General features: G+C 34.1%; 16 protein-coding genes and 1 pseudogene. 8 read left to right on the top strand and 9 right to left on the bottom strand.

What is annotated here, in order from left to right:
• Nucleotides 1-145 precede the first annotated feature (145 nt).
• Nucleotides 146-832 carry a cupin domain-containing protein gene (locus AOY20_RS11370; protein ID WP_054581967.1) on the top strand — a complete coding sequence of 229 codons (687 nt, stop codon included), beginning with the start codon at nt 146-148 and terminating at the stop codon, nt 830-832.
• Between the two features lie 152 nt (nt 833-984).
• Here AOY20_RS11370 and AOY20_RS11365 read toward each other — a convergent pair whose 3' ends face one another.
• The 3 genes from AOY20_RS11365 to AOY20_RS11355 all read right to left on the bottom strand — a co-directional run bounded on the left by AOY20_RS11365 (nt 985) and on the right by AOY20_RS11355 (nt 3546).
• Nucleotides 985-1341 (bottom strand): RidA family protein, encoded by a 357-nt coding sequence (locus AOY20_RS11365; protein WP_054581966.1) that lies wholly within the window; start codon nt 1339-1341, stop codon nt 985-987.
• Nucleotide 1342: 1 nt separating this feature from the next.
• Nucleotides 1343-2584, bottom strand: a complete 1242-nt coding sequence (locus AOY20_RS11360) for a D-amino acid dehydrogenase (RefSeq protein WP_054581965.1) — start codon at nt 2582-2584, stop codon at nt 1343-1345.
• Nucleotides 2585-2676: 92 nt separating this feature from the next.
• Nucleotides 2677-3546: a LysR family transcriptional regulator gene (locus AOY20_RS11355; RefSeq protein ID WP_054581964.1), complete on the bottom strand. Its 870-nt coding sequence runs from the start codon at nt 3544-3546 to the stop codon at nt 2677-2679.
• 235 nt (nt 3547-3781) lie between these two features.
• Here AOY20_RS11355 and gltS point away from each other — a divergent pair, with 235 nt between their 5' ends.
• Nucleotides 3782-5005: a sodium/glutamate symporter gene (gltS, locus tag AOY20_RS11350; protein ID WP_470169747.1), complete on the top strand. Its 1224-nt coding sequence runs from the start codon at nt 3782-3784 to the stop codon at nt 5003-5005.
• A 47-nt stretch (nt 5006-5052) separates the two neighbouring features.
• On the opposite strand, the pseudogene AOY20_RS14950 reads toward gltS, so the two are convergent.
• The 3 genes and pseudogenes from AOY20_RS14950 to AOY20_RS11340 form a co-directional block, all read right to left on the bottom strand.
• A pseudogene (locus AOY20_RS14950) lies at nt 5053-5201 on the bottom strand (IS5/IS1182 family transposase); the annotation flags it as partial.
• A gap of 106 nt (nt 5202-5307) precedes the next feature.
• On the bottom strand, nt 5308-6351 hold the full coding sequence (locus AOY20_RS11345; RefSeq protein WP_054581963.1) for an NAD(P)-dependent alcohol dehydrogenase: 1044 nt from the start codon (nt 6349-6351) through the stop codon (nt 5308-5310).
• Nucleotides 6352-6513: 162 nt separating this feature from the next.
• Nucleotides 6514-7569, bottom strand: coding sequence for an aromatic ring-hydroxylating oxygenase subunit alpha (locus tag AOY20_RS11340; RefSeq protein ID WP_054581962.1), 1056 nt, complete (start codon nt 7567-7569; stop codon nt 6514-6516).
• 212 nt (nt 7570-7781) lie between these two features.
• Between AOY20_RS11340 and AOY20_RS11335 the strand changes: the two genes are divergently transcribed.
• The gene (locus AOY20_RS11335) at nt 7782-8702 is read left to right on the top strand and encodes a LysR family transcriptional regulator (RefSeq protein ID WP_054582597.1); all 921 of its coding nucleotides are present in this window, start codon (nt 7782-7784) and stop codon (nt 8700-8702) included.
• A gap of 45 nt (nt 8703-8747) precedes the next feature.
• On the opposite strand, the gene AOY20_RS11330 is transcribed toward AOY20_RS11335, so the two are convergent.
• From AOY20_RS11330 to AOY20_RS11320, 3 genes are all read right to left on the bottom strand, one after another.
• The gene (locus AOY20_RS11330; protein WP_054581961.1) at nt 8748-10031 is read right to left on the bottom strand and encodes a DcaP family trimeric outer membrane transporter; all 1284 of its coding nucleotides are present in this window, start codon (nt 10029-10031) and stop codon (nt 8748-8750) included.
• A gap of 91 nt (nt 10032-10122) precedes the next feature.
• The gene (locus tag AOY20_RS11325; protein WP_054581960.1) at nt 10123-11496 is read right to left on the bottom strand and encodes an MFS transporter; all 1374 of its coding nucleotides are present in this window, start codon (nt 11494-11496) and stop codon (nt 10123-10125) included.
• Between the two features lie 167 nt (nt 11497-11663).
• Nucleotides 11664-12578 carry a LysR family transcriptional regulator gene (locus tag AOY20_RS11320; protein WP_054581959.1) on the bottom strand — a complete coding sequence of 305 codons (915 nt, stop codon included), beginning with the start codon at nt 12576-12578 and terminating at the stop codon, nt 11664-11666.
• Between the two features lie 115 nt (nt 12579-12693).
• Between AOY20_RS11320 and AOY20_RS11315 the strand changes: the two genes are divergently transcribed.
• The 5 genes from AOY20_RS11315 (at nt 12694) to benB (ending at nt 17136) form a co-directional block, all read left to right on the top strand.
• Nucleotides 12694-13800 carry a muconate/chloromuconate family cycloisomerase gene (locus tag AOY20_RS11315; RefSeq protein WP_054581958.1) on the top strand — a complete coding sequence of 369 codons (1107 nt, stop codon included), beginning with the start codon at nt 12694-12696 and terminating at the stop codon, nt 13798-13800.
• Between the two features lie 14 nt (nt 13801-13814).
• Entirely contained in the window at nt 13815-14105 is a 291-nt protein-coding gene (catC, locus tag AOY20_RS11310; protein WP_054581957.1) for a muconolactone Delta-isomerase, read from the top strand.
• A gap of 118 nt (nt 14106-14223) precedes the next feature.
• A complete protein-coding gene (catA, locus tag AOY20_RS11305) occupies nt 14224-15144 on the top strand; it encodes a catechol 1,2-dioxygenase (protein ID WP_054581956.1) in 921 nt (306 codons plus the stop codon).
• 85 nt (nt 15145-15229) lie between these two features.
• Entirely contained in the window at nt 15230-16627 is a 1398-nt protein-coding gene (gene benA / locus AOY20_RS11300; protein ID WP_054581955.1) for a benzoate 1,2-dioxygenase large subunit, read from the top strand.
• Nucleotides 16624-17136, top strand: a complete 513-nt coding sequence (benB, locus tag AOY20_RS11295) for a benzoate 1,2-dioxygenase small subunit (protein ID WP_054581954.1) — start codon at nt 16624-16626, stop codon at nt 17134-17136. Before benA ends, benB begins: the two co-directional genes overlap by 4 nt.
• Nucleotides 17137-17160 lie beyond the last annotated feature (24 nt).

Genomic DNA, 17160 nt, shown 5'->3' with positions numbered 1-17160 from the left:
ACTATTTAACAAATTTAATTTGTTCGTAAGTATTTATCCTCAAACATATGAACTTAACTTTAGTAGACTACTTTAATCATCAATTTGATAGAATCCATATTAAATGGCTATATAATTATCTTTATTAATTTAAGAAATTTTCTGTATGCGTATCCATGCTGACTTTACAAAACTAATCATTATCACTCCCGATGATTATGAATGGATTAAATCGCCTGGTGGAGAGGTTAATCGCATGATGCTTGATCGAATTGGTGAGGAACAAGCACGTGCAACAAGTTTAGTGGAATTTGCACCAAACTCTCAATTTCCTGAGCATAAGCATCCACTTGGTGAAGAAGTGTTGGTATTGTCAGGCGTATTTACTGAAGATAAAGAACAGCATTATCCTACAGGTTGGTATATGCGTAATCAGCATCAGTCAGTACATCAGGTTTCTAGCGAAAGAGGTTGTAGAATTTTTGTCAAACTTATGCAGATGACAGAAGATGAATTAGAACCAACACGTATAAATACGCTAGATTCCACAAACTGGGTGTCAACTCTAGATCGATATATTTGCCCTTTATATGAATCAAAAATTGAAAAAACATTTTTAGAAAAGTTAGATGCTAATCAGAATTTTTCCGAAACTCTAGAACAAGATGTAGAAATTTTTATTATTGAAGGTGAGTTGTGTTCGGATTCAAATTTTTATCCTACTGGTTCATGGTTACGCATACCACAGAAAAGTAATTTACAATTATGTGCAACAGCTTTGGGCGCAACAATTTATATTAAATCTGGTCATTTGCAACATGCTATGAATGTTTGGAGTAATGAAGCCAGATAAATTAAATAATTTTAATTAGGACAAACCAATATTTTTAGAATAACTTGTCATGTATTAGAGCTTTTGACTTTATCTTCTAGAAGCTTTTATAACTTTAACCTAAATGACTACACTAAATATTGATGTAGTCATTAAATATATAAGTTTTTAATTTACTTAACAGCGGCTGTTAACATTACTTCCACCAGGACTTGAGGACGAGCTAAATCAGCCTGTAAAGCAGCTCGAGCAGGTGCAGTACCTTCTGGTAACCAAGCTTCCCAACATTCATTAAATGCATTGAAATCTTCAGCTATATTTTTTATCCAAATTTGAGCTGTCAAAATACGACTTTTATCACTGCCCGCTTGTGCTAATAAAATATCTATTTTTTCTAGAACTTCTAGTGTCTGCTGTTTTGCATCGGCATCTAACGATGTTGGAACTTGACCTGATACATAAACTAGTCCGTTATGAACTACACATCCTGCTAAACGTGTATTTACACCAATACGTTGAATATCGCTCATTTTATTTCTCCAAAGATAAACCATCTAAAGCGATGGGTGAGTTTTCTTGACTAATTAATTTACTAATCACCATTGCACTTCCTGCAGCTAGTGTGAAACCTAAACTACCATGACCAATATTTGACCATAAGTTTGAGTATTGTGTAGGACCTAAAATTGGTGTTCCTTTTGGTGTAGATGGGCGCAGTCCACTCCATTCTTCTGCTGTATCTATACCAAGTAAATCAGGAAATGTTTTACTCACAATATCTTTTAATGCTTTGATTCGCTCTGGACGGATATCTACATCTTGATAACCAATATCAACCATTGCAGCAATACGAAGCTGATTCCCTAGTTTTGCATACACAATTTTATTGGCATAATCTGTTACGCTCATTGCTGGTACAACATTATTACTTTTTGGAAATGGTAACGTTAAGCTATATCCCTTTAATGGATAAACTGGTACAGAAATATTAACCATCTCAAATAGAGCACTACTACCATTTCCTGCGGCAATGATAAAATCATCAGCTTCGATACACCCCATATTTGTCTCAACTGCTGTAATTTTATTATTTTGTTTTATAAAGTTTTTGACTTCAGTCTTGTACAAGCACTTAAAATTAGAACTTTGTTCTAATTTTTTATATAATGCCAAACAAAATTTATAACAATCAGCTGTTTCATCATCAGGTGTATAAATAGAACCAACTAAAGTTGAAGAAATACTATTTAATGAAGGTTCAAGAGCAATAGTTTCTTCGCGATTCAATGCTTTTTGTACTTGGGGGTCTATGCCTGAAGCTGCTTTTTTAAATGCATATTGATCACGATGAATTACCAATTTTCCTGACTTTACCCAGCAAAAGTCATCTATTTCATCACGCCATTTAGACATAATACTTTGGCTATATAACGATAATCTTAAAATATGATGACCATTTTTAATATTATCTTTTCGGTTACAGACAAATAAAAATTTTAACAACCAAGACCACTGAAATGGCGAAATATTCAACTTAAAATTTAATGGCGAATGTGATTTTCCCAACCATTGTAAAGCTTGGATTGGAACACCTGCATCTGCTAAAGGTGCGACATAGCGATAACTTAACTGTCCGCCATTTGCAAAACTTGTTTGGGAACCAACTTTGTCTTTTGCTTCAATAATTGTAACTTGATGACCGTCTTTAATAAGTGCATAAGCTGTACTTAATCCAATCACCCCACCACCGATTACGGCTACATGCTTTTTCATTATTCCGTGCCAAATAACATCCTAAAACTTTTCTCATTAAAGAAGATAGATGTTATTTTCACAAATGAGTTTTTACATAGTAGTCATAACTTTTAGTTAATTGATGGTGTAATTAAACCAATTTCTGATTTGATTAATTCAATAAAATCCTCAGTTGCCTTTGTTGTACTCACATTTGCATTTCTTAAAATATAAATTGTGGCATACATACGAGGTTTTAGTTCATGAATCATCTCTTTAGGTAGTGAATAAGCGGCTGTATAAACATCTGTAATACTACAACCAAGCCCTTGTCGGACAAGCTCACTTGCCATGTAATACGTTTGAACACTCATCATACTGCTATTAAATGTCCTATATTGTTTGACAATTCTCATTAAAGAATCTGCATCTGGCTGTATCCATCTATTTTCATCAATAGAATGAATATCTTGAGCTGAAACAACCGATTGTGAATCAATATAAACTAACGGAATCTCTAAAATTGGCGTTGCAATAATGCCATGTTGGGTATACGGCTGAAATGTCACTGCAATATCAATTTCTCGTTGTAATAATTTCTGTTCTAATGCCTGTGTGTGATCTGTACCAATACTAACAAATACATTTGGATATTTTTTAAAAAATTGAGCAGTCAACTTTGGTATTAGACTTAAGCCTAAACTTGGTAAACATCCAAGTGTAATTTTACCTTGTGTATTCTTTGCTAAATTATGCGTCAGCTTATTTAATTCATTAATTTTTTCATAAATTGGCTTAATTTCTTCATACAAAATATATGCTTCTTTAGTGGGCTGTAATTTTCCTTTGATGCGTTTAAATAGTGCAAAACCAAGACGTTGTTCGGCATGTTTAAGTAATTTACTGGCCGCAGGCTGTGAAATACATAACGATGATGCAGCTTCAGTCAGTGACCCAAAAAGCATCACTGCATAGAACATTTCCAAGTGTCTAAGATTCATTATAGTTCACATAACTTATGGTTATATGTAATCTATTAGAATTCATTACTTAATGTCAATAATTCCTTGTAAATTGTGACTAATTTCTATAGCTAGCTTGTGAAGAAAGTTATTAATGAAACTTCAAACTAATGAATAATTAATTAAATATTAGTTCATTAGTATATAAATAATGGATCAACAAATAGATTCTATACTTAGTCTTAAAAGACTTTAAGACATGTAGGTATCTATGATGTTAAAAGGGACAGAAATGATTGTAAGTACAAACTACACATTATTAATAGCTTGTGTCGCATTAGCACTAGGTATGTTCGCAGTAAAACACACTAAATTTCTACGAAAGAATCATATTCCTGAGGCTGTTGTAGGAGGATTTATTGTTGCTGTCATATTATTTCTGATTAATAAAATAACAAATTATACTTTTAAATTTGATACATCATTACAAAGTCTATTGATGATTACATTCTTCTCATCTATAGGCTTAAGTTCTGATTTTTCAAAATTAATTAAAGGAGGAAAACCTTTATTAATTCTTGTTGCTATTGTGACATTATTGATTATTACCCAAAATATTGTCGGCATTACTATGGCAATGTTAATGAATGAAGATCCATTTATGGGCTTAATTGCTGGTTCAATTACGCTTTCAGGTGGGCATGGTAATGCAGGTGCTTGGGGACCAATTTTAGAACAAAAATATGGTGTAACAGGTGCTTTAGAGCTTTCCATGGCATGTGCGACATTAGGGCTTATTATTGGTGGTTTAATGGGTGGGCCAATTGCACGCCACCTGATTAAAAAAGTAAATATTCCAAAAACAACAGATGAAGAAAAAAATACTGTTGAAAATGCATTTGAAGCACCTAAAGTTTCAAGAGAAATTAATACTAAAAATGTGATTGAAACTATTTTTATGTTAATTACCTGTATTGTTGTTGGTAGCTATATTGGTGATTTATTAAAAGATAGTGCATTTTATTTACCTACTTTCGTATGGTGCTTATTTGTAGGTATTTTCTTGAGAAATGCACTTAATCATTTATTCAAAAAAGATGTTGTTGAACCAACGATTGATGTATTGGGTAGTACTTCTCTTTCTATATATTTAGCGATAGCACTAATGTCATTAAAATTTAGCCAATTAGCAAATATGGCTGGACCAGTTTTATTGATTATTATGGTACAGACTGTCGTAATGATATTATTCGCATGCTTTATCACCTTTAAATTAATGGGTAAAGATTATGATGCTGTTGTCATTAGTGCTGGGCATTGTGGTTTTGGTATGGGAGCGACACCTACAGCAATTGCAAATATGCAGACAGTGACCAAAACTTTTGGACCATCTCATAAAGCTTTTTTAATTGTTCCAATGGTTGGTGGCTTTATTATTGATATTTCAAACAGTATTTTTATTAAATTCTTTATTGGTATTATTGAAAAAATTACTTAATTATTGCTTTGAATATATTGAATAGCCCTTTTATAAAAGGGCTATTTTTATTTAAAACTCAATTCCATATTATAAATTATAGCAATTAAATTGAATCTTAAGCCCAATCTTTTCCTCGTTTACGATATCGCTCAGCAAGGATTTTTAAGGTTTTCATGTGACCCAATACATGCTCTACCCAGACTCTTCTTTTGTTTTAAACCTACGATCACTACATTTCAGCCTATGACTTTTAATTTATAAAAGAGATCTATTTAAAATAAGAAAAGCCTATAAATAGGCTTTTCCTTAAGGTATTAAAATTAAAATGTATTATTATCAATAACAAATCGATATTTCACATCACTCTTTAACATACGTTCATATGCTTCATTAATGTTACTCATATTTATGAGCTCAATTTCAGAAACAATGTTATGTTTACCACAGAAATCAAGCAATTCTTGAGTTTCTTTAATACCACCAATTAATGAGCCAGCGATCGATTTTCTTCCTAAAATCATTGGAACTGAATGAGCACTAATTTCACCAAGATATCCAACTAGAACTAAAGTACCATTTAACGCTAATGTTGGAATATATGGTTTTAAGTCATGATCATATGGGACAGTATCAATAATTAAATCAAATTGATTTGTCACTTGTTTCATCTGAGCTTCATTTGTTGATAACACAACATGATGAGCACCTAATAATCTTGCATCCTTTTCTTTATCCATTGAACGCGTAAGTAAAGTAACCTCTGCACCTAAAGCATGAGCCAGTTTAATTGCCATATGTCCTAAGCCACCTAAACCGACAACAGCAACTTTAGAGCCTGATCCAACATTCCAATGTCTTAAAGGTGACCATGTTGTAATACCTGCACACAATAATGGTGGTACAGCTTTTAAGTCTAAATTTTCAGGGACTTTTAAAACAAATTTTTCACGACAAACTATAGTCTTAGAATAACCTCCATAAGTCATTCGACCATCATGACGATCTAAGCTACCATAAGTTGCAGTATTTCCTTCCTCACAGTACTGTTCTAAATCTGAGTGGCACGCTGAACATGTTTGACACGAATCAACCATACAGCCAATACCAACAACGTCACCTATCTGAAATTTAGTTGCATTTTCACCTTTAGCAATTACATGACCTACAATTTCATGACCCGGCACAATTGGATATTGACTAAATCCCCAATCATTTTTAGCTTGATGCAAGTCCGAATGGCATACACCACAATAATCAATTTCAATAACAACATCGTCTTCACGTGGATCACGGCGTTCAAACGTATATGGTGCTAATGCACTTGTTGAACTTTGAGCAGCATAACCGAGTACTTTAATTGGCATAATTATGAATTCCTAAATTCTCATTCACTTATAGAAATATCATATTTAAGCCTAAAATTTCATGATCTTATTGATAAACCAACATAAAATAGTCATATTTCTGAAAAAGAATAATTTAAATGTTTATAACTTCATCAAAATATGTCGGTCACTGATTTATCTTTAAACAATATAGCGCTTGCTTAAGCCCCATTCTGCCAAAATACGACGATACATTGTTGATGAACGATCAGCTTCAAAATGAGCTTCCATGGATATATCTAGAGGAAGTTCTTCTGGTTTTTGACTTTCTACCATGTCTTGATCTTCTGCAAAAATTTGTGCATTAAAATCATAAACAGCCTGTAAATCTCCTGTCGTATCAAAATTTCGAGTTAATGGTACAAATAAACGTGTTTTATTATAGGAAACAGGACAACAGGCATTTAATATTTTTAAGATACCATTATTGGGGAAATAAACCGTCAAAGTTGCACTAAATGGTGGATATATATCAAATTCTCTTGTCCATAAAAAGTCGTCTGGTGCTAAATGTTGTAAACCATGTGGATAGTTGCTTACATCTGAAATATAAATGCTTTTGAACCCATAATCCGTACGTTCTGTATGATATTTAGATACAACTTGATTTTCACGATTAGCAAAAGCTTGATGATGCACCCAAGCAAAATGAGCAACATCAATAAATCCTTCTAATTGACGCCCACTTGAACCTGCAATATCAACATAAGGTGGTAAAATGGCTTGGTGTAAATCATTTTCCCATGTATCTAAAATTGGAAAGTTTGCTGAATGTTCATCTCGATTAAATAAACTGGTCCAAATTAATCCATATTTTTCTACAACAGGGAAACAAGTTAGACTAAATCTATCCGAAATTTTAGATAAATCAGGCTGTGCAGGAATTTTTGTACATTTCCCTTGCTCGTTATAATGTAAACCATGATATGGGCAGATAATTTGATCACCTTCAACCCAACCTTTAGATAATGGCACACCACGATGTGGACATATATCTCTGACTAAATGAATTCGACCACTTTGTGTTTTATATAATGCCATTTTTACATCTAACAATGTCACTTGCTGTGGTGTACTACTCACATCTTGAATACGAGCAACAGGATACCAATGGTGCGCTAAAATATTCCAATCTGTGGGATCAAATTGACTACATTCAGGTTGAGAAAATAGATTTAATACAGGTATTGCATTCATGATGATTCCCCTACAAAAATTTTTATCAAAGATTTCAATTTCGGCTTAAGCTTTTCTATTTCTTTAAAATATTTATTTTTAAAAATTCTGTCTATTTGAATGTTTCGTACATATTGTTCTTATAAATAGAACAATGCTGAGTTTAGTCGAGTTTTGGCATAAAACTCGCATACACAAAACATTCTCGTTTTGAGCTTTAAAACAGTTATATGATGAATATGCCATTTTCACGTTTTACTGAATACTTTATTGCTGTTGCCAAATTTGGAAGTTTAAGAAAAGCAGCAGATCATCTTTTTATTTCGGTCTCTGCTATTCATAGACAAATAAGTTTAGCTGAAGAAGAATTTGGCTTACCTTTATTTGAAAGGTTTTCACATGGATTAAAACTAACTTTAGCTGGTGAAATGCTATACGCAGATCTTTTAAAATGGCAAAAAGAATTTCAACATACATGTATTCGATTTGATGAAATACAAGGTTTAAAACGGGGAAATATTGAATTTGGACTGATTTCAGCACTAAATGAGAGTTTTGTCACTCGTTCAATTCAAAGTATGTATAACGATTATCCATGGATTAATTTTAATATTCAAATTATGGATAGTGATCGAATTTCAGAAAAAATCATTGCAACAGAACTAGATTTTGGATTAATTTTAAACCCTACAATGCATCATCAGCTTGAAATATTAGATTTTATTGAATTTCCTATTGGTTTTGTAATGCATAAACAACATGACTTAGCCAAGAAAGAAAAAATATATTTGTCAGATACTTTAGAAGAACGGCATCTCATTCCTTCGGAACCGCTAATTATTCATGATTATGTAACAGCATTATATAAAAAACATCAGTTTAACCCTATTCGAAAAACTGAAAGTAACAGCATTCAATTTATTCATACAATGTTAAAAGAAAATTTAGGGATCAGTATTTTAAGCTACTTAGATGTAATGCCCTTAATTGATGAAAAAAATCTTTATTTTCGCCCTATATTAGACCAAGGATTACATCCTTTAACCTTAGGTTTATGCGTTGCACCAAAACGACAACTATCAAAAGCATCCTTACAGATGATTAAGCACATCACAGAAATTATGGAACAAATAAAATTGCAACTGCATTTTTAAATATATAAAGCCCGAAATTAGATGCGAGCTTTATAAGTCAATAATTTAAAATGTATAAATTGCGACAGCATTGAAACGATTATCTATACCTTTATTACTGCCTTGTACATCATCGGCATATGCTTTTCTTTCACCATAAACATATTCCAGACCTAAGCTAATAGGTTTTACTGGACTATAAAATACATTTGCCCATGCTTGCCATAATTCCTTGTTTATTTTGGTTAAGTCTAATGATGCATCTAAATAATGCTGATTAGGATCTGCTTTCATATAACCATAGCCTAATGTTGTTCTCATTTTTTCATTGATTTGCTGAGTAACACCAAAAGTAATCGAATTAAACTTATTCATAGCTAAGGTGTGATCTTCTTGATCCACAACAAATCCAGCATTCGTCCAAGATACTAAACTGCTATCACCTTTCACATGATAATAGTCGGCTTTAAATGTTGTATTTTCAAAGACATCATATTTTAATCCAAAACCAACACCCCAAGCCATAGCTTGGTCATTATCTGAACGTTTTTCATCAAGCATTGTTCGTGCGCTAATATTTAAATTTTCTGTAATTTTTTGATTAAAATGCATTGTTAATGCTGGTAATTTCATATGCGAAGATGAATCTTTAGTATCTTCCAGTGCAATAACTAAACTTGAATTTGGATTAAATTTTTGTGTATACCGAATTTGTGGATCACGTTTAACTGCTCCGCCAACATAGCCCAATGCATCAATACTTTCAGGCATATAATCTGGAATTGCAAAGTTTGACCAAGTTTGACCAATTAACCATTGGTTATAAGTTAAATATGCATGTCGAATTCTCAGTGCATCATTTGCTCCTAAAAAATCAACTTCTATTTTTCCACCTAAATTTTCATTTAGTATCGATGCTTTAAAATCTAAACCTAAACGCGTTGCTGCCAAAGTAGATTTTAGTATGTCTGAAGATGCTGAATCTCTGGTAAGCGGTACGGTATTAATTTGATTATATAACCGTGATTGTGTACCACCTTCTATTTGATATAAAGCATCTAAACGAATATTTCCATAAAGGTTAAATTCAGCTCCACCTTTTGTTAAGCCCACAGTATTTTTCAAGTTTTGATTTTGAGAACTTTTTTGAAACTTTTGTGCTTTCACCAATTGTTCAGATTGAGTCTGTTGCTGACTATTCATATGCTGAACAAGCTGTTTTAACATATGCAATTCATGTTTTAATTCGTCAATTTCAGTTTGAGTATTTGCTTGAGATAATGAGCTTATACAAATTCCTGTGCATAATAATACAATTGCTTTAATTCTAAATTGTTTATGAGTATTCATCCTGACCTCATTTTGAAATTTCATTGTAATGACAATGTCATATTTTTTTTAAAAATCACATCTAGCGAAATATAAGGTGATTTTTGTAAACTTAATGTGTTGATGACTTAAATGCTCTCACTTCTGTATTTACGGTACTTTGATGAGTAGCTCCTTCAACCGAAGATTTTAGATTGACTAGGAATATAGCAAGTGCTGCAATAACACCTGGTATTGCAATCGCTAAAAAATTCATCTGATGTGGCAATTCAAAGCCAAGTAACGCGCCAGTCAATACAGGACCTACAATTGCACCAATTCGTCCAATTCCTGAAGCCCATCCCATTCCTGTCGAGCGTAACGTTGTTGGATAATACTGAGCAACAAAAGTATAAAGTAAAATTTGTGAACCAATTGTTGCCGCTCCTGCAACTGCAATTAATGTATATAAAACAAATGTAGGACTATTAAATCCTAATAAAATAAGTGACATTGAACCTAGTAAAAACATACTTGTCAGTACAGGCTTTAAGTGGAATTTATCTGCTAAAGCACCACCACCAATTGCACCAATCATTCCGCCAATATTTAATGCAAATAAGAAAATCATACTTGCACCTAATGAATATCCCGCTTGAATCATGAGTTTTGGTAGCCAACTACCTAATGCATATACCATCAATAAGCACATAAAGAATGCAATCCAGAACATAAAAGTACTAGCTGAACGACCTTGTTGGAAAAGTGCTTTTAATGGTGCTTCATCACCTGCAATAACTTCATTTAAAACAAAAGTTGTTTTTGTTGTAATCACCTGATTAGGCGTAATTTTAGAAACAACTTCTTGAACTTTTATATTTTCACCATTTTGGGTTAAAAACATCAGAGATTCTGGTAAATATTTCCAAATCAATGGTAAAAATAAAAGTGGAATGCCCGCTATATAGAACATAATTTTCCAGCCATAATCAACGACTAGCCAAGCTCCCAATAATGCAGATGCCATTCCACCAATCGCATAACCACTAAACATAATTGCAACTAATGTGCTTCGAATTTTTTTAGGTGCATATTCAGTCATTAAAGCAACGACATTCGGCATCACACCGCCTATGCCTAAACCAGCAAGAAAGCGTAATATTCCAAATTCTGTTGGTGATGATGCAAATGCACCCAAAAATGTAAAACCACTAAAAATGGCAACACAAATCATAATGGTTTTTTTACGACCTAATTTGTCAGAGAGTGTTCCAAAAGACATTGCACCAAACATCATGCCAAAAAGTGCTGTGCTCGCAAGCATTCCTGCTTGAACTGTACTTAACCCCCACTCCTGCATGAGTAATGGTAAAACTACGCCGTAAATAACTAAATCATAGCCATCAAAAATAATAATGATTAAGCACCAAAGTAAAACGCCCCAATGGAAAGGCGTAAATGTTGCTTCATCTACTAAATTATTAATATTTATTTGATCTTCTTTCACCTTAAAGCCTCCTGCTTGTGAAGTTTCCAATTCAACAATGAGGCAAAGATGATTTTTTGTCCAAAACCGATTAACTCTATATTTATACCTTTAAAGTTGCTTGTCATTATTTTGTAACGTGAAAAGCAACTTAATAGATATAATCATTAAAGCAATTTTACTATCACTTAAAAAATTGATCGATCATACTTAATATCTTCTAAATCATAAACTTGATAGATACAATCAAATAAAGACAAAATATCATCACTTTCATCTAAATTACGAATGGTCATAAAAACTGGGCTAATAGCTGATTGATCTAATAATGGGATAAAGTGTAAATGTGTTAACTGAATACTTTGTGCACTTTCAGGCACAATACAAATTCCTTCACCTGCAGCAACAAAACCACAAGCTAAAGCAAGTTCACGAACTTCTCTTAAATTCTGTGGTTCTAAGCCATGTTCGGAAAACATTGCTCTAACTTGTGTAGAAAAGTTTGGCTTATTATTGTTGGGATATAAAAATATAGTGTGATCAACCAATTCAGATAAATAAACTCCTTCTTTTTTTAAAACCAAAGGATGACTAGAATGAACAGCAACCATTAATCGTTCTTCTCGAAGGAGTACACGTTTAATAGCAGGATCTGAAATACGTAGCCGACCAAATCCAACATCAATTTTTCCTTCTTTTAATGCTTCTATTTGTTCGGCTGTCGCCATTTCAATCATTTCAATTTTTAAATTTGGCTGCTGTTGTTTAAATAAATAGACAATATTGGACAGTAAACCAAATAAAAGTGAACCTACAAACCCAATCGTAATCGTTCGATCTGCCATTCCTACACGTTTGGTCATAGACTTTATTTCTTCTGCATTAGACAAAAGTTTTAAGGCATGTTGGTAGAAAAATTGACCTGCTTCTGTGGTCTTTAAAGGGCGACTTCCTCGTTCAAATAATTGAACATTGAGTTCTGCTTCAAGGTTTTGTATTTGTCGGCTTAAAGGTGGTTGAGCAATGAATAATCTTTCAGCGGCTTTTGTGAAACTTTGCTCTTCAACCACCGCTACATAATAACGTAAATGTCTTAATTCCATCGGTCTTCCATACCTTTAAGATATATTAAAATGCAAATTTGGTCTTCGACAGCCAAATATTATTCTTTTAAGGTATATCAAACAGTGAGGTTATGGCAAGAACAGAAGGTTTAAAATGTACAGTAAGATTGAGACATTACTTGTCGAAATACCGACAATTCGCCCACATAAGATGGCTGTGGCAACTATGCAAACACAAACCTTAGTTCTTGTGAAAATTACAACTCAAGATGGTTTTGTTGGCTGGGGTGAAGCAACCACAATTGGTGGCTTAGGATATGGCGAAGAAAGCCCTGAAAGCATTAAAACCAATATTGAAACTTATTTTGCACCTTTACTGCAACAAACCAAAGGCAATGTATCGTCTATTTCAAATACCTTAAAAAAGAATATTAACGGAAATCGTTTTGCTAAATGCGCCATACAAACAGCTTTACTTGATATTGAAGCGCAACGTTTAAACCTTCCTTTAAGTGAAGTATTAGGTGGTCGTTTAAGAGATTCTATTCCTGTACTTTGGGTTTTAGCATCAGGTAATACTGAAAAAGATATTGCTGAAGCAAAAGAAATGATTGCTCGTAAACGTCACAATATTTTTAAACTTAAAATTGGCTCACGCAAAATTGAAGAAGATGTTGAGCATGTTCTTGCAATTAAAAAAGCACTGGGTAAAGACATTTCTATACGTGTAGATGTTAACCGTGCTTGGTCAGAGTTAGATGCGATTAAAGGTATTCAAGCATTACAAGATGGCGGTATTGATTTAATTGAACAGCCTTGTGCAATTGACAATATTGATGCAATGGAACGCTTAACCCGTAAATTTGATATTGCCATTATGGCAGATGAATCTTTAATGGGTCCAAATACGGCGTATCACTTAGCAAAAAGAAATGCAGCTTCAGTATTTGCTGTAAAAGTGGCTCAATCTGGTGGGCTTATTGAAGCAACTGAAGTTAATACAGTCGCAAAATTAGCAGGAATTGATCTGTATGGTGGAACCATGCTTGAAGGTCCTGTGGGCACAATTGCTTCAGCACATACCTTTTCCACCTTTGAAACACTTGCCTATGGCACAGAATTATTTGGTCCATTGTTACTCACCGAAGAAATCCTAAAAACACCATTGCAATATGAAAATTTTGAATTGGTTATCCCTCATTCAGCAGGTTTAGGCATTCAACTAGATGAAAACAAATTAGATCAATTTCGTATTCGATAAGTAAGGAAACACCTATGTTATTTCAAGTCAAAATGGATGTTCATATTCCTTTAGATATGCCTGTTGAAAAGGCAAATGAAATTAAAGCTGTTGAAAAGGCTTATTCACAAGATTTACAGCGCCAAGGTAAATGGCGTCATATTTGGCGTATTACAGGCCAATATTCCAACATTAGTATTTTTGATGTGGAAAGTAATGAAGAACTACACAATATTTTGCAAGGGCTTCCGTTATATCCATACATGAATATTACTGTTACTGCGTTGAATAGACATCCCTCGTCTATTCGTGATGATGATCGTTAATTTAACCGAATCTCTCTCTTTATAAATAAACAAGGAATGTGGCCAGCCAGCGTTTTAGCCAGCCAATAATAGCTAAATGGTCATGCTGCATAAGAATACATACTTAAGGAGTAAAAGTATGAACCGTCAGGAAATTGATGCTTTAGTAAAAAAAATGAACGTGGATACTGCCACTGGTCCAGTTGATGTACGCGTACAAGAAATTATTGTTCGCCTTTTAGGTGACTTATTTGAAGCCATTGAAGATTTAGATATTTCTCAGTCTGAATTATGGAAAGGCTTAGAGTATGTAACAGATGCTGGTCAAGCCAATGAACTTGGTTTATTGGCTGCTGGACTAGGTTTAGAACACTATCTAGATTTACGTGCAGATGAAGCTGATGCCAAAGCAGGTATTACAGGCGGCACACCACGTACTATTGAAGGTCCACTTTATGTTGCGGGTGCACCTGAATCTGTTGGTTTTGCACGTATGGATGATGGTTCTGAATCAGACAAAATTCCGACTTTAATTATTGAAGGTACGGTAACAGATACAGATGGCAAAGTGGTTGAAAATGCAAAAGTTGAAATTTGGCATGCAAACAGCCTAGGTAACTATTCTTTCTTTGATAAATCTCAATCTGATTTTAATTTACGTCGCTCAATTTTCAGTGATCCAAATGGTCAATATGTTGCATTAACTACAATGCCTGTTGGTTACGGTTGTCCACCCGAAGGTACAACACAGTTTGTACTTGATAAATTAGGTCGTCATGGCAACCGTCCATCACACGTACATTACTTTGTGACTGCACCTGGATATCGCAAATTAACAACTCAATTCAATATTGAGGGTGATCAATATTTATGGGATGACTTCGCATTTGCAACACGCGATGGCTTAGTTGCTACCGCTGTAGATGTAACAGATGAAGCTGAAATTGCTCGCCATGGTTTAAGTGGTCCATTCAAGCATATTCAATTCAATATTGAATTGGTGAAAGATCAAACTGGTGCTCCTTCAACAGAAGTTGAACGTCGTCGCGCAAGCGCTTAATCGTTAAATGATAATGATGGAACCGAGATGTCAAATATTTGATATCTCGGGGACTTACCTCAATTTGGAAAGTCGGAGAACGGACATGCCACGTATTCCTGTAATTAACACCAGCCACCTCGATCGTATTGATGAACTACTTGTAGATAATTTTGAGACAGGTGAATTTAAGCTTCATCGTTCAGTATTTACAGATCAAGCCCTTTTTGACCTAGAAATGAAATATATCTTCGAAGGTAATTGGGTGTACTTGGCACATGAAAGCCAAATTCCAAATAATAACGATTACTACACAATACATATTGGTCGTCAGCCGATTATTATTGCACGCAACCGTCAAGGCGAACTCAATGCCATGATTAATGCGTGTTCACATCGTGGAGCACAACTTTGTCGTTACAAACGCGGCAATAAAGCAACATATACCTGTCCTTTCCATGGTTGGACATTTAATAACTCTGGAAAATTACTTAAAGTTAAAGATCCAAGTGATGCAGGATATTCAGACTGCTTTAACCAAGATGGTTCACATGATCTAAAGAAAGTAGCACGTTTTGAAAATTATAAAGGTTTCCTTTTTGGAAGTTTAAATCCAAATGTATTACCGCTTGAAGAATATTTAGGTGAAACCACCAAAATTATTGACATGATTGTGGGTCAATCTGAACAAGGTTTAGAAGTTTTACGTGGTTCATCTACCTATACCTATGAAGGTAACTGGAAACTTACTGCTGAAAATGGTGCAGATGGTTATCACGTTTCTGCTGTGCATTGGAACTATGCAGCAACCACCCAACAACGTAAAGAAAAACAAGCTGCCGATAATATCCGTGCCATGAGTGCAGGATCTTGGGGTAAACAAGGTGGTGGTTCATACGGTTTTGACAATGGTCACATGTTGTTGTGGACACAATGGGCAAACCCTGAAGATCGTCCAAACTTCCCTAAAGCAGACGAATATACCGAAAAATTCGGTGCAGCTATGTCTAAATGGATGATCGAACGTTCACGTAATTTATGCTTATATCCTAACGTGTATTTAATGGATCAATTTGGTTCACAAATTCGTGTATTACGTCCTATTTCAGTCGATAGAACTGAAGTTACGATTTACTGCATTGCTCCAGTTGGAGAAGAACCAGAAGTACGTACTCGCCGTATTCGCCAATATGAAGATTTCTTCAATGCTTCTGGCATGGCAACACCTGACGATCTTGAAGAATTCCGTGCATGCCAAGCGGGTTATGCAGGAATTGAGCTTGAATGGAACGATATGTGCCGTGGTGCAAAACATTGGATTCAAGGTCCAGACGATGCTGCCAATGAAATTGATTTAAAACCAAAACTTTCAGGAATTAAAACTGAAGATGAAGGTTTGTATTTAGCACAGCATCAACATTGGCTTGAAGTGATGAAACTTGCCATCGCAGCTGAAAAAGAACTTGCAGAAAATGTGGCGAAAAAGCAAGGAGAAGTAGCATGAATGCGACAGCAAATTTAATTGATAAAACATCCATCGAGAATATTAGTCAATTTCTATATAAAGAAGCACGTCTACTTGATGATGAACAGTGGGATGAATGGCTAACTTGTTATGCCCCTACTGCTTCTTTTTGGATGCCCGCTTGGGATGATGATGATCGCTTAACGGAAGATCCTCAATCTGAAATTTCATTAATTTATTATCCAGATCGTCAAGGTTTAGAAGACCGTGTATTCCGTATTAAAACGGAGCGTTCATCTGCAACAATGCCTGATACACGCACTAGCCACAATATTAGCAATATTGAAGTATTAGAACGTAAAGGCAATATCGTTACCTTACGTTTTAATTGGAATACCTTGAGTTTTCGCTACAAAACCAATTATAGCTACTTTGGTATGTCTCGTTATGAAATTGATTTTTCAGAAGAACAGCCACAAATTTTAAGTAAATATGTAGTTCTAAAAAATGACTACATCAACCAAGTGATTGATATTTATCACTTATAAAAACTACTTATAAGTTTAATACAA

This window comes from Acinetobacter equi, from assembly GCF_001307195.1.
In the GTDB taxonomy this organism is placed as follows: Bacteria; Pseudomonadota; Gammaproteobacteria; order Pseudomonadales; family Moraxellaceae; genus Acinetobacter; species Acinetobacter equi.
The sequence above is the reverse complement of the archived record's forward strand: the minus strand, read 5'-3'. Positions and strand labels throughout refer to the sequence as shown.

Excerpts from the sequence above, each read along its gene's own strand:
- AOY20_RS11370 (WP_054581967.1), top strand. The coding sequence starts at position 146 with ATGCGTATCCATGCTGACTTTACAAAACTAATCATTATCACTCCCGAT.
- AOY20_RS11365 (WP_054581966.1), bottom strand. The coding sequence starts at position 1,341 with ATGAGCGATATTCAACGTATTGGTGTAAATACACGTTTAGCAGGATGT.
- AOY20_RS11360 (WP_054581965.1), bottom strand. The coding sequence starts at position 2,584 with ATGAAAAAGCATGTAGCCGTAATCGGTGGTGGGGTGATTGGATTAAGT.
- AOY20_RS11355 (WP_054581964.1), bottom strand. The coding sequence starts at position 3,546 with ATGAATCTTAGACACTTGGAAATGTTCTATGCAGTGATGCTTTTTGGG.
- gltS (WP_470169747.1), top strand. The coding sequence starts at position 3,782 with ATGTTAAAAGGGACAGAAATGATTGTAAGTACAAACTACACATTATTA.
- AOY20_RS11345 (WP_054581963.1), bottom strand. The coding sequence starts at position 6,351 with ATGCCAATTAAAGTACTCGGTTATGCTGCTCAAAGTTCAACAAGTGCA.
- AOY20_RS11340 (WP_054581962.1), bottom strand. The coding sequence starts at position 7,569 with ATGAATGCAATACCTGTATTAAATCTATTTTCTCAACCTGAATGTAGT.
- AOY20_RS11335 (WP_054582597.1), top strand. The coding sequence starts at position 7,782 with ATGAATATGCCATTTTCACGTTTTACTGAATACTTTATTGCTGTTGCC.
- AOY20_RS11330 (WP_054581961.1), bottom strand. The coding sequence starts at position 10,031 with ATGAATACTCATAAACAATTTAGAATTAAAGCAATTGTATTATTATGC.
- AOY20_RS11320 (WP_054581959.1), bottom strand. The coding sequence starts at position 12,578 with ATGGAATTAAGACATTTACGTTATTATGTAGCGGTGGTTGAAGAGCAA.
- AOY20_RS11315 (WP_054581958.1), top strand. The coding sequence starts at position 12,694 with ATGTACAGTAAGATTGAGACATTACTTGTCGAAATACCGACAATTCGC.
- catC (WP_054581957.1), top strand. The coding sequence starts at position 13,815 with ATGTTATTTCAAGTCAAAATGGATGTTCATATTCCTTTAGATATGCCT.
- catA (WP_054581956.1), top strand. The coding sequence starts at position 14,224 with ATGAACCGTCAGGAAATTGATGCTTTAGTAAAAAAAATGAACGTGGAT.
- benA (WP_054581955.1), top strand. The coding sequence starts at position 15,230 with ATGCCACGTATTCCTGTAATTAACACCAGCCACCTCGATCGTATTGAT.
- benB (WP_054581954.1), top strand. The coding sequence starts at position 16,624 with ATGAATGCGACAGCAAATTTAATTGATAAAACATCCATCGAGAATATT.